Below are 24227 nucleotides of genomic sequence, written 5' to 3'. Positions count from 1 at the left end.
TGAATGTCAGGGGCACGCTCGGGCGGAATGCGTGCGGTGTGCAGGCGACTGTGACGGATATGTCCGTGTCCGGTAACCGGCGCCGGCGGGGGGTGCGGTGGGGGTCGTGTCGGGTCGAGAGTGTGGCCCTCGGCTCAACCGGGCCGAATCCGAAAGCGCCTTCACCGACCTGTTTCGGCTGGTGGAGCGCTGTTCTTGAGGGGCGCCACCTATGTCTTCTGCTTCTTCCTCCGTACGCCGTATCGCCGCCACCGTCCTGGCCGCCGGCGCCGTCGTCGGTGCCGCCGCTCTGCCGGCGGCCGCCCACGACGGCGACCGTCACCACCAGCGGCCGCGGGTGGAGATCAGCCGGGTCCAGGCCGACAGCCCCGGACGCGACGACCGCTCGAACCGCTCCCTCAACTCGGAGTGGGTGGAGATCACCAACACCACCCGCGACGGCATCAACCTGCGCGGCTGGACCCTGCGCGACAGCGACGGCAACCGCTACCGCTTCGACAACGTCCGCATCGCCCCCCGTGCCACGATCCGGATCCACACCGGCAACGGCCGCGACACCCGTACCGACCTCTTCCAGGACCGCCGCAACTACGTCTGGGACAACGGCTCCGACACCGCCACCCTGCGCGACGACCGCGGCCGCACCGTCGACACCGAGACCTGGGGCCGCCGCCGCTAGGACCGCGACCGCAGGCCCCGCACGATGTCGGGGTCCTGCGTGACATGACCGCACGGGCCGTCGCCTCATCGGGCGACGGCCCGCGCTGCTGAGCTGTGCTGGTCCCGGGAAGGGCGAGGATCCGGGGTGACTCCGGCAAGCGGCCCGGCGTTGTTGCCTGCATGGACGAGATGTTGGACGTGCTCCTCGACGGGATGACAGAACCCCGTCTGAAGCTGATCAGCAGTGACGAGGCCCGGGCCCTGATGGTGCTCCTTGGGGTGCTCGAAGAGGAAACGAGTTCCGAGGAGATCCGCTATGCGGCCGGAGAGATGCGATTCCGCCTCGGTTCCCGACTGGCACTCCCCGTATAGAACGGGAGTGCCTCCTTGGGACTGCGTGCCGCAGGCAAAGGTAACGCCGCGGCGCAGCCGCGGTCGCGGTCGCAGAAAGGGCGTCGTCGCAGAAGTCCTCCCGTAGCTGCGCCAGCACCTCGTCTTCGGGGTGGGAGGCGTATCCGATGCCGCACTCCGGGTCACCCGCCCAAGCCGGTCCGTCAGCTGCGGGGCCCGTCCCCCAGCGGCCGACGCCCATACGAGGCGGAGATCCCCGACTCCGAGACGGACGGGTGGAGCTCGTCCTGCGCGGCCCGCTCCGCGGCGGTCCGCCGGGGAGCCACTGGCGACTCCTGGTCGGCGACGGCGGGGACTGGTCCGTGCCCGAGCGGGCGGCGCATGGTGCTCATCGCCGCAGTTTCGCAGGAGGTCTGACGACCCGTTCGAGGAGGGCGGCTACATCGGGCGCGGGTCAGGGGTCGCGTAGGTGATTCCGACGTCTCCGGCGGTGGTCGCGGCGAGCGCCACAACCTTCCAGATCGCGGCGGGAACGCCAGCCCTGGGACCGTCGTATGTGTCGTTGAGGAGGTCCACGGTCAACCCCGCTGACTTGCCGTCCGGCCCCTTGGCCGAGAACTTGACCTTTTCCACTATCCACGGTCCATCGTGGACAGCAACGAACTCCACCGAGGCGTGGTACGCATCGAAGTCCTTGCCGTTCTGCGTGAGGGTGAGAGTGCCCTGCTGAAGGTGGATGCCGACGTCAACCTTGGTCTCGTCCTGCACGATGACGGGTTCGCCGTTGGCGCTCAGGCCCATGGTGCTCTCCAAGGAGAAGGGGTTGGGGTTCAGCTGCTCAGCATGGCAGCTGACTACCCACCGGAAGAGGGCGTCCAGCAACCGATCGCCTGAGCCCGGCTACCAACAACAGCGTGATTGCTGTCGGTAGCCGAACGCCTCTAACTGCTCTTCAGCCCTCCGCGACGGGGCTCCATGTGCCCACACGTAGTACAGACGTTGTCTCCCGTGGACTCGCTGAGGTAGTACTCCTTCTCCGTGAAGGGGTGCTCGCACGGGGGGTTCCCCTTGGCCTCCCAGGCGTGCTGAAGGCGGACCGCTTCGTCGAATTGCATGCCGCGACCTTACGGCGATCGCTTCCGTGACTCCAGAGCGCGGCCCCCGTACACCCCTCGACGTCTGTCCATGAACCGATTCGTTTCCGCATACCCCCGCGACACGCCCGGGAGTGCTTCGGCAGGGTCATCTTGGGTGTGCAGAAGGAGCGTTCAGGAAGGCCTCGTGTTCCGGAAGGCGGGAACGCCCGGCTTCTGGACGGTGACGAGCCTGACCCATTGGACCTGTTGGACCCAATGGGTCGATCCGGAGGGCGCCGAGAACGGGAGACCGTGTGCGGCCAACCGTTTCATAGGTGGTCCCCGTCGCAACACGGCGCTGCAAGGTCATCCACCTGCAGCGATCAAGTTTCATGAGGCGTTGCAAACGGTGCGTCGCCTGAAACACCTCATGAACGACGGCGGTCTCCGGGACGGCTGACCGCGTGCACCGCGGTCAGCAGGGACGCCAAATCAGCCTGTGGTGCGGCCACTCTCCTGCCCGGCGGGGCGCGAAGCTGCCCGTCGGCGGGCCATCCGAGCCCCGAACGCGAGGACGAGACCGGCGCTCAGGCTGCCGAGAAACTCGGGCAGCGCTGCCCAGGCCAGTGCGAGCGCGGTGTTCATGCGGCACCGACCAGGGGCCGCCGGCGCCGGTACTCGACGCCGAGACGTCGGAGCTTGCGCATAACGCGCTCGCCGATCTGAGGCGGCAGCCCGGCCGACTCAGCAGCCTCGGCCCAGGACCCGCTGCCGAGTGCGAAGACCTGCGCGACCCGTCGCTCGTCCTCCTTGAGCCGCCCGAGGACGGCGCAGGTGTCGCCCCGGTCCGGAGACCAGTCCAGGACCTCGTCCTCGATCCGGTACGACCCGGCGACCAGCTCGTGGAGGGTCTCCCCGGACGGCAGCCGGTAGTCCAGCATCCACACCCGGCCCGGCCCGGACTTGCGCTGCCACAGCGGCATCAACTGTCGGTGCACCGTCCGTGCCTCCCGGCGCAGGTGGTGCAGGGTGCCCCCGTTGTTAGGTGGCGCTTCGAGGGCATCCACCCAGTTGCCCAGCAGCGCCGTCGACACAGCCTCCAGCCATTCCCCGTCCGTGCGGGAGACGCCCAGGTACGTCCGCGCGAAGAAGGCGACGGCCGGCTTCCAGTCGTCCGCCCCCTCAGACTCCAGGATCGCGCGGCGAGCACACAGAGCAGCGGCCGCCGCCGACTCGGCCTCGGCCCGGACTGCGGGGTCGCTGGAGCCGGACCGCACGAGGAAGAGCATCAGCATGCGGCCGATGGTGATCGCCAACAGGCGCACCACCGGCTGAGGGGTGAACCACTGGCGGATGTCAGTGTTCAGCTGGCGTGCCTGCCGCTCGATCGGGCCGACCTCGGCAACGGAGGTGGCGATAGAGCTGAGCCACGCCCGTCCCTGTGTGGGCATGGGGTAGGGGTAGAAGACGTCGGGGCGGTTCGGCTTGGTTCGCAGAGCCCGTACGACGCAGCGCTGGGGGGTGCTGTCGATGCCGAGGACCAGGAAGCCGCGGGTCAGGTCGAAGCTTCCATGGACGGTCGCCTCCCAGGGCCCCCCGCCGAAGGTGGTGTTGTAGGGACTGCCGAACTCCACGTGGCTCATCATCTGCTGCTCCCTGCTGCTTGGTGTCCAGCCTTCACTGCTCGGGCCCGGGGCGGCGGCGGAGTGTCAAAAAATCTTGGGACAGAAAGAAGTGAGCTCATCGCGTCGGATAAGCTCCCCTTATCCGATGCGATAAACGACTTGAAACGGGCGGCTGTTGGCCGGGAGGGGAAGCGAGCAGATGGACGATTCCAAGGGGACGACAGCTAGCGGGGACACGCAGACGGAGCCGACGGGGGCCGTCCCGCCGCCACGGGTTCGGCGTACGCGTCCCTACACTCCGCCCCAGCTCGACTTCCCCCCGGTCCGCAACGGACTCGACTACCTCGAAAGCGTGGTTGAGCACCTGGACGAGAACCAGTCCCAGGTCAGTCCCCGCGACGTGAAGTACGCCGTCCTGCACCTCCAGGCCGCCGTCGAGGTCCTGTTCAAGGCCCGGCTGCTTGCCGAGCACTGGACCCTCGTCTTCACCAACCCCCACGACGCGACCCGGAAGGCGCTGAAGGAAGCCACGCTCAACAGCGTGTCCACCGAGAAGGCCATCATTCGGCTCAGGAACATCGTGGGCGTGCCCATCACGGACAAGGAGCAGAAGGCGCTCAACAAGTTGGGCGACGACCGCAACAAGCTCCAGCACTTCGGATTCACCCATGACGCCCGCGTGGTCGAGTCTCATGCTGGCGAGGTACTCGACTTCCTGATCCACTTCATCGAAGGCCAGCTCGTGCCGTACCTCGGAGAGCAGGAGAAGGCGGAGACCCAGACTTCCCTGGAAGGTCTTCGCGACGGGCTGAACAGCATCAACTCCTACGTCCTTAAGCGGATGAACCGGATCGGCGGCGAGCTGAAGACTGAAGGCGTCGAGAACCGCACCGTGGAGTGCCCAGAATGCGAGGAGATGGCGCTCGTGCTGCGCCAGTCTCCCGCCGGCGCAGACGACTGGTCCGACGTCGCAACCTGCCGCTTCTGCACACGCGTCTGGGACACGGAAGAGCTGCTGACGTACTTCAACAAGCACGGCCAAGAAGAGCCCTCGGTGTGGAACACCTGCCCGCAGTGTGAGCGGTGGGCGCTCGGCTCGGCGGTCCGCGTACGCAGCGACCCGGCGAAGCCCGTCTACTTCTGCTTCGCCTGCGCGACCGGCTTCCCCACCGTGGTGCCCTGCGACCAGTGCACCCGCCCCATCGACGCCAAGGGCGACACCGGCTCGGTCTTGTGCGGCCTCTGCTGGATGTACGTGGAAGACGAGGCCCGGTACGGCCCGTCGCATGAAGGTCCTGAGGACTACGGATACGACGAGGAGTGGGACGGGGAGGCGCGGTGACCACCGAAGTTGAACCGACCGACTTGGCCGTCGCCGAGCGCCAGGTGCTCATCGCGCGGTGGGCCGAGCGGCACGGCGTCGATGCCGCCCGCCGGCTGGCCGCCGCCGAGGACCTCGCGGACGCGGTCGCCGCCGAGATCGTCCCGGACAACACTGTGGACACGTACGCGAAGTCGTGGCGGGTGTGGGCCCGGTTCTGCGCCGCATCTGGCCTGCCCGAGCTGGAAGGCTCCCGCGGCGCGCTGGTCGCGTTCGTGGCCTGGATGTTGCGCGAGGGCCAGCAGAACGGGAAGGGGTACGCGCCGAGCTCCGCAGACACTCACCTCGCCGCCATCGTCATCGGCCTGCGCGAGCGCGGGGTCGCTGTCAGCGGCGACGAACAGAGCGCGGCCCGAAAGGCGTTGGCCGGCTTGGAGGTCAAGCTCCTGCAGGCCGGGGAGCGGCGCGGCCGCGGCCAGGCGGTCGGTGCCGACATCGACGGGCTGTACGCCATCGCCCACTCCTGCCCCGATACCCTCGCCGGTGACCGGGACAAGGCCCTCGTCTTCACCGGCTTCCACTACGCCTCGCGCTCCCAGGATCCCGCCGGCCTCCAGAACGGCGACGTCACCCTCCACCCGCGCGGCCTGGTCGTAGCCGTGCTCACCGGTAAGACCAAGCACTCCGTCCGCAACGCGAAGATCGGCTATGCCCAAGACCCGGAGATCTGCCCGGTCCGCGCCTTCACCGCCTACCGCGAGCGCCTGGTCGCCGAACACGGCCAGCAGTGGGCCAGCCCCTCCAGCCCGGCCTTCGTCGGCATCGACCGGCACGGCCACATCACCGGCGGCCTGGTCCCCGACAGCGTCACCCGCGCCGTCAAGCGCATCTCCGCCCGCGCTGGGGTGCCGATCTCCTGGACCGGGCACTCCCTGCGCATCGGCCTCGCCTCCACCGGCCGCAAGAAGGGCAAGGACGCCATCGCCATCGCCGACCAGGGCGGCTGGGCACGCCACTCCCGCTCGATGCTCGGCTACATGCAGCGCGAGGACGGCTGGGACGACAACGCCTCCGCCGGCCTGACCTGAAAGCCCGGAGGCGAGATCGACCACGTCGACAAGAGGTACGTCGCCAACAAGGAGGTCACGCTCGGCGACTGGGGCGTGAGAGGCCTCTAGCACTACGAGGAGCGGCTGGCCGAGTACCGGGAGCCTTACCCGGATGTCGAAGCGCCGGGACCTCCGCCATGTGGTCCGGGACCAGGAGGACGAAGGGCGGCACGGCTGAGAAGAGCGCCCATGCGGGCCGGCGCCGTCATCGACACCGGTCCGAGGTGGCCGGTCCTCGCGAAGACATCGCATCCAGACATGAAGATCGAGTCCGCCGTCTGGGCCTGGGGCGCGTGCTCGACTGGCGGGTCATGGACAGGAAGATGTCGGACGTCATCCACAGGGAGATCGGCGGCATCGACGAGATTCTCAGGTGCGCCCGAGGTACTGCTCCAGCGTCGCGTCCACCCGTTCCACCTGCGACCGGCTGTCGAAAGGGCCGCCGTGTACGTACAACCGCGGGTACCTGCGACGTGACCAAGCCGCCGTTCGTGCACGAAGAAGTGCCGCAGTCCTAGATGACGAACCCGGTCATCGAGGAGTTCATCGACAACTGCGTCGACGAGGGGAAGTAGTCCGTCTCCGGTGCTGAAAGTCCTGTTCGCGGGCGTGGGCTGGCGCCTTGGGCGGGTTGCGCTGCTGACTTTGGTGAGGACATGCCTGCCGTGGCAGGGCACCGACGGCCCGTTGTCAGCGGGTGTAGATACTCTGAACGGGCCCATGCAGAGAGCGTGTGTCGCTTCTGGAGGGCCGGGTTTTGACGGACCGTCGCCCCGGCCATCCAGTTGAGGCGCGGCGGTCCTGATTGGGGGACTCACATGCCCGGTAGCGACAAGCCGATGTCCGACGGTTCGGAGGACGACGGCGCGCCGCGTGTCCGGGGTGAGGGTCACAGCACCGTTCGCGATGTACTGCTCGCCGGCGTAGCCCAGGCCCTTCTGGCTGGTCTTGCGGACGAGACCGCGCACTGGATCACTCAGTTCGCGGTGTGGCTGTACGAGATGCTGGTCAGCCGCCTGTAAACCGCGACGCGCCCCTTGGTGGTAGGACACCAAGAGGCGCGAGGTGCGGGGTTCCACCCGCGGCGGTCTCTGTCCCTGCTTCGCAGGCCGGGCAGAGGCCGCCGTTCTCATGACTTCAGTCTGCCGCCCACCACTGACAATGGGTGGATGATCAAGAAGGGGCGGCTTGACGTCACTCAACACCCCCCACTGTAGCGAGTGGCCATACGGGACCTGGAGTGCCTTGGCCAAGCGTTTTGCACGGGGCGAGTGTCCGCGTCGACGGCCGACAACCCGCAGTACGGCCGCACCAAGACCGACACGAACTCACACGGATGTTCCTCAGACTCCCTGCCCGTCTCACCCGGAGTTCTGGCTGGCCCGCAGGTGCTCACGCCGAGCGGCCACCAGGCCGTGCCACCTCTCCCGGGTGGTTTGCTCGCCGTCGATCCACTGTGCTGCCGACGTGTCGTGGGGCAGTCCGGACATGAAGGCGGCGATGTCGGCGTAGTAGGCGTAGTCGCCAGCGCGGGTGAGTTCGCGCAGGCGTCCGATGGTGGCGAGGACCTGGTGGTGGTCTTCGCGTACGGCGTGATGGAACGCGTCGGCCAGTTCAAGGGCGACCTGGGCGGCGGTCACTCCGGCCACGGCGGTCTCGGTTCGCAGGAGTGTGATCCGGTCTCCGATGTCGGGATCGGTGGTGCCGGCGTCACGGGCGAGGGCGGCCACCTTGGTGATGAAGGTGGTGGCGCGCAGGTCGAGGCCAGTCAGCAGTTGCTCGGCAAGGTCGAGTTCATCGTCGGCTTGGTGTGGGTCGGTGAAGGCGAGTGCCAAGGCACGGTGGGCCTGGCTGGTGGCGCGCTCGCCGGCGATGCCGTGTTCTTCGGCCTCGGTGCGGGCGGCTTCGTAGGCGGCGGCCGCACGGCTCATGTGGCCCTGGACCCACCACACGTCGCCGGTGACGCGGTGGTGGCGGCCGGGCCAGCCGAGGGTCTGGGCCGCCTCAAGGGCTGCGGGGAAGTCACCGCTGAGGCGGGCTAGGTGGGTGAGGCCACGCCGGGCGGCAGGCGCGAGGCGTCCGCCGCCGTCGACTACGTACTGCATTCCCTGGCGGGAGGCGTCGGTGCGTCCGAGGTCCCGCTCTGCCTTCGCGCGGTAGTAGACGGCCATCTCCTGGAGCGCGGCGGGGAGCATGTCAGTGTCGATGACGGCGGTGAGGCGGTCGGCGGTACGGGATCGGTGCTCGTGCTGGCGTCGGGCGAGTGCGCTGAGCGTCTCGATCAGGGTGCCGGCGGGCGTCTGCAGACCGGTCTCAGCGTCGGGGTTCGGCGGGGCTGGCGGGAGGAGGGGTTCCCATACGGAGTCGCTGATGTACTTCCAGGTCGCGTCCGTGAGCCAGCCGAGCTCGAGGCGGTGGTCGCGGGCAAGGGCCAGGCCTTGGCGCAGGCACCCGATCAGCAGCAGGCGGCCGGGTTCCGTGCTGGTGGTCCACTGCTCGCCGAGTGCTGCGAAGGCGCGCTCGGCGGCATGCTGCCAGTCCTGGGAGGACCACCGGTCGTCGGTGGCGTCGTCGGCCGTACGGATCGTTGAGCGGATCAGGGCGTGGAGATGGTAGGGCCACAGGCCGAAGGCGTTCTGGCGGATGAACGGGCGCTCCAGCAGGCGCATGACGGGGGCCTGGCGCTCCATGCCCGCGGCCTGGGTGGCCAGCGGCAGGTCGAAGCTGTCCAGGAGGCTGACGGAGCGCAGTACGTGGCGCTCTTCGGGGGTGAGGTCGGCCAGGGTTCGGGCGATGAGCGCGGGGAAGGCGACGTCGAAGTCGGCTGCTGTGGGGGTTCGCCCGGTACGCGTCAGCTCGAGGAAGCGGAGCACCGACAGATCTAGGTGGAGGGGCAGTCCGTGCGAGCGGTCGGTGATGACCGCGCGGATGTCCTCTCCGATGAGGGGTTGTCCATCGCGGGTGAGGCGGTCGGCCAGGTAGGTGTCGCAGTCCTCGGGGGAGAAGTCACCGATCAGGATCTGGTCTCCTCCGTCCGGATCGAGGGCGAGGCCGGGCCAGGCGCGCGGGCCGCTCCAGTCGAGCTGGCCATGAAGGGACTCTTGGGCCCACTGGAGTCGGCTGCGTCCGGTGACGATGAAGAAGCAGTTCGGCATGAGCCACACCAGGCGCTGCAGGAGGCGCTCAAGGTCGCGGTGGGTGCGGTCGCCGGTGTCCTCGAAGGTGTCGAGGAGGATGACCGGCAGCACCCGCTTGTCGGCGGGGAGCCGGTCCAGTTCCCAGGCCAGCAGGTGGGGGTAGTAGGAGAGCGCGTCGAGGTCGGGTTCGGCGTCCAGGAGGTCGGCCAGGCGGGTGCAGCCGGCCAGCGCGCGTACGGTCTGGCGGCGCTCGCGTAGGGCCCGCACCAGTGAGCCGGTGACCTGGCCCACGACAGACCCGACGGTGCCGGGCAGCAGCAGGGCCTGGGCGACGTCCGAGAGGACGGACTGGACCTGTCGCGGGAGTTCCTTGCCGGCCTTCGAGGCGAAGCCGCCGCGCTGCAGGTACTCCTCCATGCTCGCGCCGGGGTGCTGGTGTTCCCAGTAGCGGCGCAGCGCGATGTCGAAGGCGGGCAGGGGGCCGAGCTCGGCGAGTGCCAGGCGGATCGTGAGGATGACGCGTTCGAAGTCGGTGCCGGCCGAGCGGGCGAGATCGATCCGTACAGGGAGGATCCGGCGGCCGCCGGGCCAGACGGGTTCGCCCCAGTGGACGGGAAGATCCTCGGTCCCGGTGAGCGCGGCCTCCAGTTTCCGCGACAGCGTCGACTTTCCTATGCCGCCGATGCCGTGGAACACGACCACGTTCCGGCGCGGGGTCTCGAGGTCCTCCACGTCGAAGCGCGGGTCGACGATACGCGTCAGGTGCCCAGTGATCGCGTCACGGATTGTCCGCCACTGGTCCTCGCGGTTCGTGAACGCCTCGGCCGCGGTGACGCTGCGGTCGTTCGTACTGAATAACGCCCTGAGATCTGCCACGCATTCCCCCCCAGTGATCAACTACTGCCAACCTACGTTCGGGCGGCTCCCCTTGAGACAAGGATCCCCGAAGGCGGTTGGCTGACACGGCCGTCTCCCGACGGGTATGTCTTGCTGACCAGCACCGAACCACCTGAGAATGACGAGCCCCGTACCAACAGCAAGGCGGTCGTCCTCGTGTCCGAACCGGTCAACCCGTCCCAGACGCCGGACTTCTCGGAGCTGGACCGCCAGGAGGACATCCACGAGGCGACTCGTGCTGAGGCGGATCAGGCCCCGGTGCAGCTGGTGATCGCCTGGTACGCGCGTGAGATCCACCGCAGCCGCGGAGAGGCCGGGACACCACCAGCAGAGTTGATGGAGGCTCTGCAGTCCGCGATCGACGACCGGGAGGCGCTGCGCGAGGCTGGCCCTGAGGAGGCAGCCCGGATCGCCGCGCGGTACACGACCCTCTACAAGGAGCTGACCTCGGACGTGTAGTCGGCGTCCCCGCGCGGCCGGGGCACGGGCAGCCGAGCACCAGACGCGAAAGTGGACGTGTCGTTGTGGAGCGGGCGGGGGCGCAGCCGCTCGGGCATCAGCTCGCGGGCCAGCGAGGCGATCTCCTCCAGTTCCCGCCGGTACCGCGGCATCGCGGCCAGCAGCGCCTTGTGCGCCCTCAGGAAGCAGGCGGCCTCGGCCTCGGTGTAGCGGCGGCACCGCTCCGCCGCGAGGGCCAGTGCCGCGCCCGTCCAGCCGGTCCCCACCTCCTGCCGGTAGAGCACGGTGAAGTCCCTGCGTAGCACCGTCACCGAGGTGATGGCGTCGTCCGTCTCCACGCTGCGGACGACGGCGGGAAGCGCCCGGTAGCACCGGTCGTGACCGGCCTTGGAGGTGAACCGGCCAGGCAGGCCACGGCGCTGCTGGAGCGCGTGGCGGTGCGCGGTGCCCTGCCGGCTGTCCGCCTCCCGCACCGCCAGCATCACCACCTCGATGCGGTAGCCCGCCTCGGCGAACGGGCGCGCACCGCGCCAGAACTCCTCAACGCTCCCCGGAGCGGCCTCGATCAGCACGTCCCCACGCCGCTCCCGCACGTAGCCCTCGGCCTGCGCTATCCAGGCCCGGTAGTCCGCTCGGACCGCGGCCCCCGCCTCACGGGAGTTGTCCTCCTGCAGCCGCAGGTAGTCGGGGTGCATCACCTTGAAGTCGCCCCCGGAGATCCGGGTCACCCCGCGTTCCTTCATCGCCCGCGCCACCGTGTTCGTGACGCTCGTCTTGCCGGCGCCGGGCTGCCCCAGCACGTACACGGCCACCGGCTGCCGCTGGGCGGTGATCTGGCCCAGGTGCGTGGGGACGATGAGGTTGTCGAACGTCCAGGCGTGCTCGGCTTCCGCAAGACGGTGATAGTCGACCCCCGGAGGCCTCGTCCTGGTCTGGGCGCGGCGGCGGACAGGTTCGGAGCGTGCCATCGCCCGCTCGAGCCCGTTGGTGATGGCCTGGCGCAGGCCCGGGGTGAGCTCCGGCTGGAGGGCCTGCTCGACGACGGCCGCCGCCTTGGTGCAGAAGCGTGCGGTCTCCGGCGCCGACCACAGCCGTATGCGTTCCGTACTCACCGCAGTGACGGCCCGCGCCGCGCTGCTCCAGGTACCGCCGCACAGTTCGTTGACGTACAGCTGCTCGGCGCCGCGCCGCACGACCATGACGCGGTCGGCCAGCCCCTCGGCCTCGATGACGGACAACGTCTCCAGCAGGCCGCTGCTGCAGGCGTCGTGGTTGGCCTCGGAGACGAACCTGCCGACGCCCCTCTCGCCGACCTGGCGCAGGTACCGCTCCAGCGTGCTGAGCTGGCTGACGGCCTCCGCGGTGGCCAGCACCACGACCTCGATGCGGTACCCGGCCTGATGGAACCACGCAGCGTCTTGCCGGAACACGGAGGGATCGGACAGGGCGGTCTCGATGACCATGTCGAGACGCCCGGCGCGGCCATGGGCCTCGACAGCGGCCTGCCAGCGCCGGGTATCCGGGCGGACCCTGGCCCCGGCGGTCGCCTCGTCCTCGGCCAGGAGCCGCCCGTAGGCGGGGTGGGCGGTCTTGTAGAGGTCGCTGCAGATCCGGACGGCCCCGCCGCGGGCGGCGAACGACTCCAGGATCACGTCGGTGAGGAAGGTCTTCCCGCTTCCGGGCTGGCCGGCGACGAACACGACGACCGGCCGCTCCTGAGCCGCCGCCTGCCTGAACGTGTCCGGCAGGATGCGCCGCGACAGGATGCGGCTGCTCTCCTCGTCCGACAACACGACCGGGGCGACGCCCGTGTCCTCCACCGATCCTCCTGGCTGGCACAACACCTCCTGCCCCAGCGGCAGAGGGCGGATCACTTCTGCTTCGGCGTGTTCTCCTCGGTGGCCGGAAGCTCGTGGGTCTCCCACTCGTCGACCCAGTTGTAGAGCCACTCCTTGCGGACCCTGGCCGTGGTGGCCCACGGGAAGGCCCCCTCCATCAGGCCCAGGACCCGGGCCGTGGCCGTGTCCAGCGCCTTGTGGATCTTCGAGCCGTGGATGTTCCTGCGCACTTCCCCCGGCACCTCGAACTCGAAGGTGATCCGAAGAACGCGGGGCGTACCGGTCTTCTCGTCTTCTGGCATGGACTGAACCCCCCTCTGATGAGATGACCAGATTAGCCAACCCCCGTACAGTCGGGGCGATTTCGTGAGATCTCCCGGACAGTGTGAAGCTTCGGTCCTCCGATGCAGGGGTGCCGAAGGCACGGGAAGAGCCGACAGCCGGATGGCGGGACCGCTCGGCGAGGAGTGGGGTGATGCCTTCGACGGGTTGGTCGGCGTCGGCTGTGGCCGCGGGGGTGGCCATCGTGAGCTCCTGGGAGGCGGGTCGTATCGATGTCTTCAATGGGTACGACGAAGGCCGGGCCCTCCAGTGGGAACTGGAAGGCCCGGCCGTGATGCAATCCCCTACTTCTGTCAGAACGCTCCCCGTGGCGACCTGACGGTGGTTACGCGTGTCGAGCCTGAAGGCCCTCCCTCGCGTCGGCGCGGCCGGTCTTCCTGAGCCGGGCGGTCGCGGCCCCCGACGCGACCACCGAGGCCTCGAAGCCGGAGAAGTCCACCCTCGGTGTACGGCACCGATCGACAAGCCGTACCACCACAATGACCACCGTGATCACCCATGCGCATGGCCACCGAAACAAAGCGAGCAGCACATCAGCCCCCCTGTGAATCAGATCCACAAGTTCCTCCTTCTCGGAAATGGCGGGATGTTCGAGTAGCCCCACCCTTGGGTCTGCGGTCCTGTGCGGAGGGGGTGCACGGGGCCGCAGGCCCTGGGGAAGGTCTACGCGTCCTGTCCGATACGGGGCTGGTGTCCCCGGATCTTGTCTCTGGCCCTGCGCAACGCCTTGCGCGCCGAGCTGGACGAGACGTTCATGAGCTCGGCGGCCATGTTCGAGGTGAAGCCCATGACCTTGATCAGGTAGATCGCCTGGTGCTCCATGGGGGTCAGCAGGGAGTCGAGGTCGGGCTTGATGTCGGCGTAGTAGAGCCGTGTGCCGTGCAGCCGGATGTTCTTCTCCCACTCCTCAAGGGCTGAGGGGTCGTCGTCGAAGAGGTCCTCGGCACGGCGGGAGATGCGGCGAAGCTCGTCGAGGGCGCACGTGTTGCACACGCGGTACATGTACGCGCGGACGTTGTCGATCGGCTCGCCATCCTTCATCCGCTCGGCGATCTTGATCAGCGCGTTCTGCCAGACGTCCTCGGCGAGCTGGGAGCCGCGGTGCTGCTGGCCCAGACGCCGCTCGATCGACGGCCTGTAGACCCGCTGCGCGCGTGCGAGGTCTTCCAGATGCTCCTCGATGGTGAGCGGCGTGCTCTTGCCGAAGAACCGCTCCGGCAGGCGCCGCCGCTTCTGCGCCGGGAGCCCCCGGTTCGGCAGGGATTCGGATGTCACGGGGCACGTACCTCGCGTTCGGTATCGGGGGAAACCGTTGTCACTAGGACGACGCTGAGGAGACCGCCTGCTGGGAACCTGCTGCCGGACTTTTTTCCGGAGCTTCTTCCAGCCCGGACTCGCCGGCTGCGAGGCGGTCGGCGAGTCCGGCAAGGTGCAGGTCGGGGCCTTCGCGGGCGTCGAAGCCATGCTGGCTGGCGTACTCGTCGAGGCCGTGCCTAACTCGATCGACCGCCGCATCACCGGCGTAACGGTCACCGCGAGGGGTCTGGGCACCACAGGGAAGCCACTCTCGCGGCCCGGCAGCTGGTCAAACAGTTCAGGAACGACCCGAAGCGCATGGCCCGCGGCCGGGGCAAGGCCGTGCCCGTCACCCCGTCGGACCTCCGGAAGATGAACACCGCCGACCGCACCAGGGCCCCGAAGTGGGGTGCCGTTAACGAGCGGCGCCCCAGGTGACAAGTAACCCGCCAGTAGCTTTCGGATCGAAGATCGGCCCCCTCGCCGGGACGTGGCGAGGGGGCCGAGTGGTGTGCGCTGGTGTTCAGGCCGCGGCTGGCTCGGGGTCGGTGGGGGCGGGGACCGCGAGTTGGAGGCGGCTGCCCATGTTCAGCCGGACCTCGCCGTAGGGCTGGACGTGCATCCAGAACAGCGGGGTCAGGGCGCGTTTGTCCTCGTCGGTGAGGACATCGGCCCATTCTGGGTCGGCGAGCATGTCCTGGATCATCAGGGTGTTGACGAAGACCAGGGCCGTTTGCAGGAGATGGAGCGCGAGGACGGACAGTTCTTGCTGGTCACGACGGTTGCTGCTGAGTTCGCCGCTCTTGCCGAAGAAGATGATGTCGTTGGCGCCGTTCCAGCCCTCGACGACGTTGAGGCCCTCCTGGATCTCGCGCTGGAGGTCGCGGTCGCGCAGGTAGCGGGCGGCGAAGATGGTCTTCTGGGCGCGGCCGACTTCGAGCATGGCCTGGTAGACGGGGTGGGAGGCGGTGCGGGTGAAGCGCCGCAGGATCGCCTCGGTGGAGGCGGTGCCGACCCGGATCGCGGTGGCGTACTTGATGAGCTGGTCGTAGTTGTTCTCGATGACGTCCCAGCGGATCGGGCGGGTCATCGCGTCGGCGAGGTTGTCGTAGGTGTCCTCGTCCTCGCGGCCGGGCCGGTAGAGCTTGACCTTGTTGATCTGCTTGATGCGGGGCAGCAGGTCGTAGCCCAGGAGCCTGGTGAGTCCGAAGCCGATTTCCGACTGGCCGTGCGAATCGACGTAGTTGCCCTCGGCCTGCATGGTGGTGGCGTGCCGCATCATGCCCTCGATGGCAGCTGCGACCTCGGAGGCGGTGCAGTTCAGAAGCTGGCTGTGAATGGCCATCGAACCCTTTTCGATGTGCCAGTACACGAGCACTCCGCGGCCCCCGTAGCGGGAGTGCCACTCGGTGAAGATGTTGCGGTCCCAGGCTTTGAAGTGCGTGGAGTCCGACGCGACGGTGGTGGTGCCCTGGCCCCACACTGTCTCGGAGCGGGCGGCGAAGGTGGCGTTGGCGATCTCGACCCCGGCGGCCTTGAGGCCGACGGCGGTCAGGTAGCGGCGGGCGGTGTAGCGCAGGTCCTCTTCGCTGTGTCCGTGGGCCCCGGCGGCGACCGAGCTGATCCCGGAGTTGGTGCCGTACGCGTAGGCGATCAGGAGCAGGCGTTCCAGGAGCTTCGCCTCGTCGATCGACTCCCTCGTGCCCACCGGGGCGAGGGCCTTGAGCATCCCGGTGCGCAGGGCTGCTTCCTTGAGGATGTCGATCAGGGCGACGGTTCCCCATTTCTTGCGGATCGCCTTCTTCAGCTTGCGCAGGTTCTTCGGTTCTTTCTGAGGCTCGGGCTCGATGAACTTGATCGCCCCGCCTCGGTGCTTGCCGCTGATCGTCACCCACGGCAGCTTCGGCAGCCTGGTGTCCAGGGCGCTGAGCTCGGCGCGCATCTCGCTCTGGAGCTGGGCGGTGAAGACCTTCCCGTCGCGCGGCTTGTTGAGCTTCTCGTAGTACTCCGCGCGCCTCATCTCGAAGTCGTCCGGGAGGTCGTCGTCGGGGTTGCGCCACTTGTCGGCGCCGACCACCCAGATCTCCTTGCAGCGCAGCCTCTCGCGCAGGGCCTGGAAGACGCACGCCTCGTAGACCGTGCGCATGACGCGCTTGGGCCCCTTGTCGGGGGTGAAGATCGCGAACTCCATCCAGTCCTTGCGCACCACCCCCTCCAGCGGGATGGTCTCGCCCAGTGGCAGGTAGGTGGTGGAGGAGTCCTTGTGCCGCTCGATCAGCTTCAGTGCCTCCATGACGGGCTTGTGCTGGTCGTTGGAGGAGCGGAAGTCCAGCACACCGAGGAGCTTCATCAGCCCGCTGCGGTAGTGGTTGGAGTAGGAGGATTTGAACACCTCCCGTTTGGAGCGGGCGAACTCGGCGTTGGTGGCTTTCATCTCGGCGACCAGGTCCTTGAGGGTCTTCTCCCCGCCGGCCGCCGGGTAGATCACGTCCCGCACCGAGCCCTCGGGGGCGCCGAGGGAGGCGGCGGCGATCTTCCCGAGCAGCCCGGACTTGCCGCGGACCTTGGTGAACTCGGCGACGAACGCCTCGGTGACCTTCTTCTCCGCCCGCGCGTTGATGCGATGCACGGTGGCATTCAGCAGCTCCACCAGCGTGTCGGTGATCTCCCGCTGGCGCTGGAACAGCAGCGCGGCGAGCAGCACGTGCCGTACGGGAGCGTCGAAGCGCCTCAGGTGGCTGGGTGAGGACGCCGATGCGCGGGCCCGCCAGGCGTTGATGACCTGCACGCCGATCCCGGCGAACACCTTCTCCGGGACGCCGACCGCACGGACCTGGCCCAGCTTGGAGATCTCGTCCAGCAGCGAGTTGAGGCTGACGTTGCCCGGATGGGCCTTGATGTCCGAGAGGACCGACTCCACCTCGTCTTCGTCGTCGTCCTGCGCGGCGTCACCGTCCCCGGCCGCCCCGTCCTCCTGCCCGATGGCGGCTCCGGGCAGGTCGGTGAAGACCAGCGCGTCCAACCGGCGGGGACAGCCCTCGGCCCGCGCGAGGCGTGCGGCAACCTCGGCGACGGCACGCTCGTCGGCCTGGTGCAGCGCGGAGCGGATGATCGTGGTGACCTGGGCCGCGGTCGGCGGCTCGATCAGGTCCACGCGCATCTGCCGCAGCAGCTCGGCCCGCACCTGTTCCTCGCGGCGCTCGTCGTGCCAGATCACGTCCACCAGGTGCGAGACGAGCTTGACCAGGTCGGTCTTGGTGCACTCGTGCCACCCGGTCAGATCCCGCAGCTCGCTGCGGTGCCGCTTCGCGGCACGGGAGGCGAAGTCGTAGAACCCCAGCTCGGACGCGGCCACCCCCACCTGCTTGGCGACGTGCTCGACCGCGTCGGGCGGCAGCTCCAGGCGCATCCTGGGAAACCGGCCGCGCCAGGTCAAAAACTTGAGCTGGGCGGCAAAGCCCAGCCTCGTGGCCCCGGTCTTGTTCCGTAACCAGCCCGCCTCGTCGCCGGACAGGGTGAAGTGGTCCACCACCCCGTCCAGACCCAGATCCCGCCCCACCACGCAGCCCCTTCCGCCCGCCCCCGTGATCAGCATTCGGGCTGGACGGTAGAGGCGCCGCTGTACAGCGGGCGCGGAAAACCGGGGAAACACCCCGGCATGGCGGTCAGAGCTGGTAGATGTGCTCGGACGGGGGACGTCACTCTCCCCGTCCGAGCGCCTGGGGCGTACGGGCCCCCGTCAGGCCGGGGCAGTGGCAGGCCGGGCATCTGCGGGTGCCGCTGGTGCTGCCCGCCGTCGTAGACGTGCAGGGTGAAGGTCTCCGGCCCCGGGGCGCCGGCCGCGTCGTAGGCGTCCAGGACTCGCTCGATCCGCTCCCACAGCTTGAGCGGGCCGACCTCGCGCACGGCCCACCCGCCGTTGTCGGGGTGAGGGTGGCGGCGGAGCCGTTGACCACGTCGGTCGGGTGCACCACCTCGCCCACGATCATCTGCGCATCCGGCATCGCGCTTTGATGACCTTGGTGGAGGCCGTCATACTTCGTGCTCGCTGAAATGAGCCAAAGACACTGTGTACACGCAGGCAGGGCGCTACGGTCTCAGACCGACAGGTATATAACGGGCGACAGCAGGGGGACGAGATGCTGCCTGAGGCGTTGACGGCACTGGCCGCGGCAGGTGGTGCTGCGGTGGTGCAGGCGGCGGGAAGCGATGCGTGGGAAGGGCTGCGCAGTCGGCTGGCGCGGTGGTTCGGCCGTGGCGATGCGGAGCGCGAACGCGGGGAGCTGGAGCGGCTGGACCGCAGTGCAGGCGAACTCGCCGCCGTCGACGCCGACACCGCCGAGCGGGTCAGGGCGAGGCAGGAAGCCGTGTGGCAGACCCGTATCGAGACCCTGCTGGAAGACCTGGCCGACGATGTGCAGCGCACCCAGGCCGCCGCCCTGCTGCAGCAGTTGCTGGAGCAGGCCGTGCCCCATGCTTCTGGTGGGGACGGGCTGGTGTCGGGGAACGCCTTCCACGGGCCGACCGCCATCCAGGCCGGCAACCACAACCGACAGGATGTCCGTTTCGGCCCCCAGGCATGACCCACCCTGAAACGGGTACGCCGGGCAGCGCCTTCCACGGCCCCGCCGCCATCCAGACCGGGCCCTTCGGCACCCAAAACGTCCAGTTCGTCTACCAGTGGAAACCCGCCTACCGGATCGAGGACTTCCCCGCCGCGCCCCGCCCGGTACGCGCCCGGGTGCTGGCAGAGACGCCCTCCAGGCTGCTGCGGGCCGCACATCAGGTGGTGCCCTTCACCGGCCGCCACGCCGACCTGGAGGCACTGGCATCCTGGCGCGACGACCCGGTGGAAAAGTTCGCCGTACTGCTGGTGCACGGTCCCGGCGGGCAGGGCAAGTCCCGCCTGGCCGCCCACTTCGCCGACCTGAGCCGCCGCGCCGGGTGGACCGTGTGGCAGGCAGCTGTCAACGAAACCGGCGCCGACCCCATCAGTACCAGCCCGCCGCCCGAAGCTGGGACCGGACTCCTGCTGGTGGTCGACTACGCCGAACGCTGGCCCACACCGGACCTGTACAGACTCCTGCAAGAGCCGCTCTGGCACCACGTCGGCGTTCCGGTACGCATCCTGCTGCTGGCCCGGCCGGCGGGAGCCTGGTGGGAAAGCCTGGAAACCTGGATCGGCGACCAGCTCGACGTCGCCGCCGAGGCCCGCGTCCTGCCGCCGCTGGCCGACGCCCCACAGGCACGCGCCGACCTGTTCCACCAGGCCCGGGACCGCTTCGCCGACCATCTCGGCCTGCCCGCGGGGCGGGCCAGCCGTATCGGCCCGCCCCTGGATTTGGACACCGACGACGACTACGCCCAGGTCCTGACCATCCACATCGCCGCCCTGGCCGCCGTCGACGCCGAACTCCACCACGATCCCGCCCCCACCGACCCCGCCCGCGCCTCCGCCTACCTCCTCAAACGCGAACGCGCCCACTGGAAGGCCCTGCACCAGCGCCCCTCCGCGCCGCTGCCCACCACACCAGAGGCGATGGGCCGCACCGTGCTGACCGCCACCCTCACCCGTCCCCTGGCCCGTAGCCACGGCTGGAGGGCCCTGCACCAGATCGGCCTCGCCGATTCCACCGACGCCGCCAACACCCTCCTGGACGACCACCAGTACTGCTACCCCCCAGCCGGCGCGGTCACGGTGCTGGAACCGCTGTACCCCGACCGCCTTGGCGAGGACTTCCTAGGCCTGACCACCCCGGCCAGCCCTGATGATCCCGGCACACCCCACCCGGTGCCCGGGGCTGTCGTTGACGACTGGGCCCACCAGGCCACCCAACGCCTTCTTGTTGCCGCAGAAACCGACGCTCCCGCGCCGTGGACCCGCGACACCCTGACTGTGCTGATCGAAACCGCCCGCCGCTGGCCCCACATCGCCACAGGCCAGCTCTACCCCCTCCTCAAAGCCCACCCCGCACTCGCCCTGCACGCCGGCGGCAGCGCCCTCGCCACCCTGGCCAGCCTCGACGCCATCGACCTCACCGTCCTGGAAGCCATCGAACCCCACCTTCCCGCCAGCCGGCACACCGACCTCGACGTCGGCATCGCCGCCATCGTCCTTCGCCTGGCCCAGCACCGCCTGGCCACCACCCAAGACCCACTCACCCACGCCCGCACCAACGACCGCCTCGCGGTACGCCAGTCGTACGCCGGACTCCGCCACGAAGCCCTCACCGCTGCCCAAGACGCCTTACGAGCCTGGCGCCACCTCACCCAAACCAACCCCGCCTACAAACCGGCCCTCGCCACCTCACTGTCCAACCTCGGGACCGTCCTATCGGGGGTGGGGCGGCGGGAGGAGGCACTGGCCGTCACCCAGGAGGCGGTGGAGATCCGGCGTCGGCTGGCCCGGGGCAACCCGGCCGCCTACGAACCGGCCCTCGCCACCTCACTGTCCAACCTCGGGGGTGACCTGTCGGGGGTGGGGCGGCGGGAGGAGGCACTGACCGTCACCCAGGAGGCGGTGGACGTCTACCGTCGGCTGACGCGGGCCAACCCGGCCGACCACGAACCCGGCCTCGCCAACTCACTGTCCAACCTCGGCAGCCAGCTGTCGGCGGTGGGACAAGGGAAGGAGGCACTGCCCCTCACCCAGGAGGCGGTGGACGTCTACCGTCGGCTGACGCGGGCCAACCCGGCCGACCATGAACCCGACCTCGCAGCCTCGCTGTCCAACCTCGGGACCGTCCTGTCGGGGGTGGGGCGGCGGGAGGGGGCACTGACCGTCGCCCAGGAGGCGGTGGACGTCTACCGTCGGCTGACGCGGGCCAACCCGGCCGCCTACGAACCCGACCTCGCGCGCTCGCTGTCCAACCTCGGCAGCCGGCTGTCGGGGGTGGGGCGGCGGGAGGAGGCACTGACCGTCGCCCAGGAGGCGGTGGACGTCTACCGTCGGCTGGCCCGGGGCAACCCGGCCGCCTACGAACCCGACCTCGCGCTCTCGCTGTCCAACCTCGGCAGCCAGCTGTCGGTGGTGAGGCAGCGGGAGGAGGCACTGACCGTCACCCAGGAGGCAGTGGAGATCCGGCGCCGGCTGACGCGGGCCAACCCGGCCGCCTACGAACCCGACCTCGCCAACTCGCTGTCCAACCTCGGCATCCAGCTGTCGGGGGTGGGGCGGCGGGAGGAGGCACTGACCGTCGCCCAGGAGGCGGTGGACGTCTACCGTCGGCTGACGCGGGCCAACCCGGCCGCCCACGAACCCGACCTCGCCGCCTTACTGTCCAACCTCGGCATCCAGCTGTCGGCGGTGGGACAGGGGGAGGGGGCACTGACCGTCGCCCAGGAGGCGGTGGACGTCTACCGTCGGCTGACGCGGGCCAACCCGGCCGCCCACGAACCCGACCTCGCGCTCTCGCTGTCCAACCTCGGGGATGACCTGTCGGCGGTGGGGCGGCGGGAGGAGGCACTGACCGTCACCCAGGAGGCAGTGGAGATCCGGCGCCGGCTGACGCGGGCCAACCCGGCCGCCTACGAACCCGACCTCGCGCGCTCGCTGTCCAACCTCGGCATGCAGCTGTCGGCGTTGGGGCGGCGGGAGGAGGCGCTGTGCCTCACCCAGGAGGCGGTGGACGTCTACCGTCGGCTGACGCGGGCCAACCCGGCCGCCTACGAATCCGACCTCGCCGCCTCACTGTTCGCTTGGGCATGGGTGAGACATGAAGCGCAGCAGGATCTATCGGGAGCGCTGCGAGCTACGGGGGAAGCGGTAGAGATCTACCGCAGGCTCGTGACAGCCGTACCTGCGCAGTTCCTTTCACGGCTCCGCTCTGTGCTGGGCTTGCAGGTGGACCTACTCCTCAGGCTCGGGCGTGTGCGAGAAGCCAGTGACATCCGGGCCTGGCTCGCAGAGAACGACCCCGGTCCCGGTTCGCAGAAATGAGTAGTTCTGAGAGATCACGGCGCCTCGCCGGACCGTGTCCGGTTTGCCCCCGATCTTCGGTCTCATAACTTCTCGCAAAACAGCTTTCGCACAATGCCCTTCGCGGTAGGTTCTGCGACATGCCCGAGCTCGCTGAACCGGCCGCCGCCGTCGAACAGTTCGACTGCCCCACCTGTGAGGTGTCCGCCGAAAGCGCCTGCCGCACGCGCGGCGGCAAGGTCGCCCCGAAGTGCCACACCCCACGCTTCATGCTCGTCCCCCAGCTCCGTGCCGAGCTGGAGGTGAAGACCCCCGCCGACCGCGGCCCCGGCCGCGCGTGGGAGATGGGCCCGGCCATCGACGCCGCGACGCCAGAGGCTGCGACAAGGCCCACCAGAGTGGGGTACGCCCGTTGCAGTACCGCCCAGCAGGAGCTCCAGAGCCAGCTCGACGCCCTCCAGGAGGCCGGGTGCGACCCGGTCTTCTCCGAGAAGATCAGCACCCGCATCAAGGTCCGGCCCGAGTTCACCAAGGCCATGGACTTCGCCCGCACCATCAAGACGGCCGTCCCCCACCAGCGGGTGATCCTCACCGTCCACGAGATGAAGCGCTTGGGCCGCGGCGCCGCCGAACTCCTCGCAATCGCCGAGAACCTGCGCCACCACGACATCGAACTCGAACTTCTCACCGGCCCGCTCCAGGGCGTCTACGACCCCAGCGGGCACGGCGCCGCCCTGTTCGCCTTCTTCGCCGGCATGGCTGAGTCCGAGCGCGAGTACATCCGGGAGAAGTCCCTCGAAGGCCAAGCCTCCGCACGCGAGCGCGGCCGGCACGGCGGACGGCCCAAGGTCGTCGACGACGACATGGCCGCCTACGCCCGGGCCCTGCGCGACCAGAATATCCCCGTCCCCGAGATCGCCCGCAAGCTCGTCATCCCCTCCGGCAAGAACAAGGGCGAGCACCCCTCGGTCGCCACCGTCTACCGCATCCTCGCCGAGGACACCGGCGCTACCGAGACAACGGCCTGAGCATCACGCTCAGCTACCTGTCGCGTGATTCGCCGTTCGTTAACGGCACCCCGAAGTCGGAGGCCCGCCGTCAGCGCACGCGCACGGTGCCGGGGCTGGCCCGGCTCCGCGACCGGTCGATCAACACCCTGCGGTTCGCCATTGCCGGGCGTAACGAGGAGATGAGCGCCGTCGACGACCCGTACATCAAGCTCGTCTCCGAGGGCCTGGAAGTACACATCCCTAGACCAGCCGCCGTCAGGAAGGTGACGATGTCGGACGGCTTGTGCGCGACGCCGATGGACTGGCCATCCCAACGCACCCGACGCCACCCGTTCTCGTCGGGTGGGTAGACGACCAGGCGTGCGGACATGGCTCCACCGTCCGCTCCTGACCGACACCCTGAGACGGCTGGGCAAGCACGGCCGCCAACGCCCGTTAGGAGCTGGTCCGGCTCCTGAGAGGTCAGTTCTGGGGGCCCGTCCCAAGGCTACGCCGACCAGATGGCACGTCCTTCGTATGCAGTGCAGGCTGCTGGACGGCTTCGACGTCCGCGACGAGGACGTGGCCCGCCGGTCACCGTTTGTGCGGCATTACATCAACGTGCTCGGCCGGTACTCCTTCCAGCTCCCTGCCCTGCCCGGCGGCCTGCGACTGCAGCGCGATCCCGACGCCGCAGAGGACGATTGAGGGCCGGATAAATTACCCGCGGCAAGGTGCTGGACTCGCGGAGCCATTCGGCGGACGCACATGGGCCGAAGGGCCCATGTGCGCCGATGAGTATGAAGGAGAAGAATGGCCTGCATGGGGCCTGGCACCGTACCCCTATGGACGGTACCCAAGTCGTAGACCCTTCAATAGATGAGCCCTGAACGGCCAAAGCTCATCCGCGCCCAGTGCCAGCATCACGCGCTCACGGAGTCATCATGACTACCACGGCCCGGGGGCGAATCCCCCGGCTTATCTGCGCTTCCTGCATCAGTAGCGCGCTTCTCATTTCCGCAGGCGCCACCACAGCCATAGCCGCTGCACAGTCACCCCCTGACGCAACGGTCCAGAGCACGCCCCAGGGCGACAGCAGCGGTACCGACACCAGCGGTACCGACACCAGCGGTACCGACACCAGCGGTACCGACACCAGCGGTACCGACACCAGCGGTACCGACACCAGCGGTACCGACACCAGCGGAC

The 24227-nt window shown here is 69.0% G+C and carries 21 protein-coding genes and 1 pseudogene; 10 read left to right on the top strand and 12 right to left on the bottom strand.

Going from position 1 to position 24227, the window contains the following annotated elements:
* Positions 1-211: 211 nt before the first annotated feature.
* Together ACFW2G_RS06605 and ACFW2G_RS06600 are read left to right on the top strand one after the other, a co-directional pair.
* The gene (locus tag ACFW2G_RS06605; protein WP_384581952.1) at positions 212-679 is read left to right on the top strand and encodes a lamin tail domain-containing protein; all 468 of its coding nucleotides are present in this window, start codon (positions 212-214) and stop codon (positions 677-679) included.
* Between the two features lie 161 nt (positions 680-840).
* Positions 841-1032: a hypothetical protein gene (locus ACFW2G_RS06600; protein WP_266449290.1), complete on the top strand. Its 192-nt coding sequence runs from the start codon at positions 841-843 to the stop codon at positions 1030-1032.
* 182 nt (positions 1033-1214) lie between these two features.
* Here ACFW2G_RS06600 and ACFW2G_RS06595 read toward each other — a convergent pair whose 3' ends face one another.
* The 4 genes from ACFW2G_RS06595 to ACFW2G_RS06580 form a co-directional block, all read right to left on the bottom strand.
* Positions 1215-1403 (bottom strand): hypothetical protein, encoded by a 189-nt coding sequence (locus tag ACFW2G_RS06595; protein WP_384581955.1) that lies wholly within the window; start codon positions 1401-1403, stop codon positions 1215-1217.
* A 46-nt stretch (positions 1404-1449) separates the two neighbouring features.
* Complete coding sequence (locus tag ACFW2G_RS06590) at positions 1450-1812, bottom strand: hypothetical protein (protein ID WP_384581957.1); 363 nt, start codon at positions 1810-1812, stop codon at positions 1450-1452.
* Between the two features lie 140 nt (positions 1813-1952).
* A complete protein-coding gene (locus ACFW2G_RS06585; RefSeq protein WP_384581959.1) occupies positions 1953-2126 on the bottom strand; it encodes a hypothetical protein in 174 nt (57 codons plus the stop codon).
* Between the two features lie 602 nt (positions 2127-2728).
* The gene (locus tag ACFW2G_RS06580) at positions 2729-3733 is read right to left on the bottom strand and encodes a hypothetical protein (protein ID WP_384581961.1); all 1005 of its coding nucleotides are present in this window, start codon (positions 3731-3733) and stop codon (positions 2729-2731) included.
* 331 nt (positions 3734-4064) lie between these two features.
* On the opposite strand from ACFW2G_RS06580, the gene ACFW2G_RS06575 reads away from it, so the two are divergent.
* The 3 genes from ACFW2G_RS06575 to ACFW2G_RS06565 all read left to right on the top strand — a co-directional run bounded on the left by ACFW2G_RS06575 (position 4065) and on the right by ACFW2G_RS06565 (position 7164).
* On the top strand, positions 4065-5054 hold the full coding sequence (locus ACFW2G_RS06575) for a serine/arginine repetitive matrix protein 1 (RefSeq protein ID WP_384581963.1): 990 nt from the start codon (positions 4065-4067) through the stop codon (positions 5052-5054).
* On the top strand, positions 5051-6121 hold the full coding sequence (locus ACFW2G_RS06570) for an integrase (RefSeq protein WP_384581965.1): 1071 nt from the start codon (positions 5051-5053) through the stop codon (positions 6119-6121). The genes ACFW2G_RS06575 and ACFW2G_RS06570 overlap by 4 nt, the downstream gene beginning before the upstream one ends.
* An 839-nt stretch (positions 6122-6960) precedes the next feature.
* The gene (locus tag ACFW2G_RS06565) at positions 6961-7164 is read left to right on the top strand and encodes a hypothetical protein (RefSeq protein WP_384581967.1); all 204 of its coding nucleotides are present in this window, start codon (positions 6961-6963) and stop codon (positions 7162-7164) included.
* Between the two features lie 339 nt (positions 7165-7503).
* On the opposite strand, the gene ACFW2G_RS06560 is transcribed toward ACFW2G_RS06565, so the two are convergent.
* Positions 7504-10155, bottom strand: coding sequence for an ATP/GTP-binding protein (locus ACFW2G_RS06560; protein ID WP_384581969.1), 2652 nt, complete (start codon positions 10153-10155; stop codon positions 7504-7506).
* A 111-nt stretch (positions 10156-10266) separates the two neighbouring features.
* On the opposite strand from ACFW2G_RS06560, the gene ACFW2G_RS06555 reads away from it, so the two are divergent.
* On the top strand, positions 10267-10635 hold the full coding sequence (locus ACFW2G_RS06555) for a hypothetical protein (RefSeq protein ID WP_384581971.1): 369 nt from the start codon (positions 10267-10269) through the stop codon (positions 10633-10635).
* On the opposite strand, the gene ACFW2G_RS06550 is transcribed toward ACFW2G_RS06555, so the two are convergent.
* The 5 genes and pseudogenes from ACFW2G_RS06550 to ACFW2G_RS06530 form a co-directional block, all read right to left on the bottom strand.
* Positions 10608-12455 carry a zeta toxin family protein gene (locus ACFW2G_RS06550; RefSeq protein WP_384581973.1) on the bottom strand — a complete coding sequence of 616 codons (1848 nt, stop codon included), beginning with the start codon at positions 12453-12455 and terminating at the stop codon, positions 10608-10610. The genes ACFW2G_RS06555 and ACFW2G_RS06550 overlap by 28 nt on opposite strands.
* Before the next feature lie 50 nt (positions 12456-12505).
* Positions 12506-12775 carry a hypothetical protein gene (locus tag ACFW2G_RS06545; protein ID WP_384581976.1) on the bottom strand — a complete coding sequence of 90 codons (270 nt, stop codon included), beginning with the start codon at positions 12773-12775 and terminating at the stop codon, positions 12506-12508.
* Positions 12776-13478: 703 nt separating this feature from the next.
* Positions 13479-14090 carry an RNA polymerase sigma factor gene (locus ACFW2G_RS06540; protein WP_384581978.1) on the bottom strand — a complete coding sequence of 204 codons (612 nt, stop codon included), beginning with the start codon at positions 14088-14090 and terminating at the stop codon, positions 13479-13481.
* Between the two features lie 544 nt (positions 14091-14634).
* Positions 14635-17706 (bottom strand): Tn3 family transposase, encoded by a 3072-nt coding sequence (locus ACFW2G_RS06535; protein ID WP_384581980.1) that lies wholly within the window; start codon positions 17704-17706, stop codon positions 14635-14637.
* A 146-nt stretch (positions 17707-17852) separates the two neighbouring features.
* Positions 17853-18124, bottom strand: a pseudogene (locus ACFW2G_RS06530) (SAM-dependent methyltransferase); the annotation flags it as partial.
* Positions 18125-18250: 126 nt separating this feature from the next.
* On the opposite strand from ACFW2G_RS06530, the gene ACFW2G_RS06525 reads away from it, so the two are divergent.
* From ACFW2G_RS06525 to ACFW2G_RS06515, 3 genes are all read left to right on the top strand, one after another.
* Positions 18251-18694, top strand: coding sequence for a hypothetical protein (locus tag ACFW2G_RS06525; protein ID WP_384581982.1), 444 nt, complete (start codon positions 18251-18253; stop codon positions 18692-18694).
* The gene (locus ACFW2G_RS06520; RefSeq protein ID WP_384680864.1) at positions 18691-22050 is read left to right on the top strand and encodes a tetratricopeptide repeat protein; all 3360 of its coding nucleotides are present in this window, start codon (positions 18691-18693) and stop codon (positions 22048-22050) included. Before ACFW2G_RS06525 ends, ACFW2G_RS06520 begins: the two co-directional genes overlap by 4 nt.
* Before the next feature lie 119 nt (positions 22051-22169).
* Entirely contained in the window at positions 22170-23057 is an 888-nt protein-coding gene (locus ACFW2G_RS06515) for a recombinase family protein (protein WP_384581988.1), read from the top strand.
* Between the two features lie 70 nt (positions 23058-23127).
* Here the strand turns inward: ACFW2G_RS06515 and ACFW2G_RS06510 are convergent, their stop codons facing one another.
* Complete coding sequence (locus ACFW2G_RS06510; protein WP_384581990.1) at positions 23128-23409, bottom strand: hypothetical protein; 282 nt, start codon at positions 23407-23409, stop codon at positions 23128-23130.
* 146 nt (positions 23410-23555) lie between these two features.
* On the opposite strand from ACFW2G_RS06510, the gene ACFW2G_RS06505 reads away from it, so the two are divergent.
* The gene (locus ACFW2G_RS06505; RefSeq protein WP_384582053.1) at positions 23556-23726 is read left to right on the top strand and encodes a hypothetical protein; all 171 of its coding nucleotides are present in this window, start codon (positions 23556-23558) and stop codon (positions 23724-23726) included.
* A 223-nt stretch (positions 23727-23949) separates the two neighbouring features.
* Here ACFW2G_RS06505 and ACFW2G_RS06500 read toward each other — a convergent pair.
* On the bottom strand, positions 23950-24227 hold a 278-nt coding region (locus tag ACFW2G_RS06500; protein ID WP_384680861.1), incomplete at its 5' end, for a hypothetical protein.

The organism is Streptomyces sp. NPDC058880, from assembly GCF_042742535.1.
GTDB lineage: Bacteria > Actinomycetota > Actinomycetes > Streptomycetales > Streptomycetaceae > Streptomyces.
This window is presented reverse-complemented; position numbering and strand designations above follow the sequence as displayed.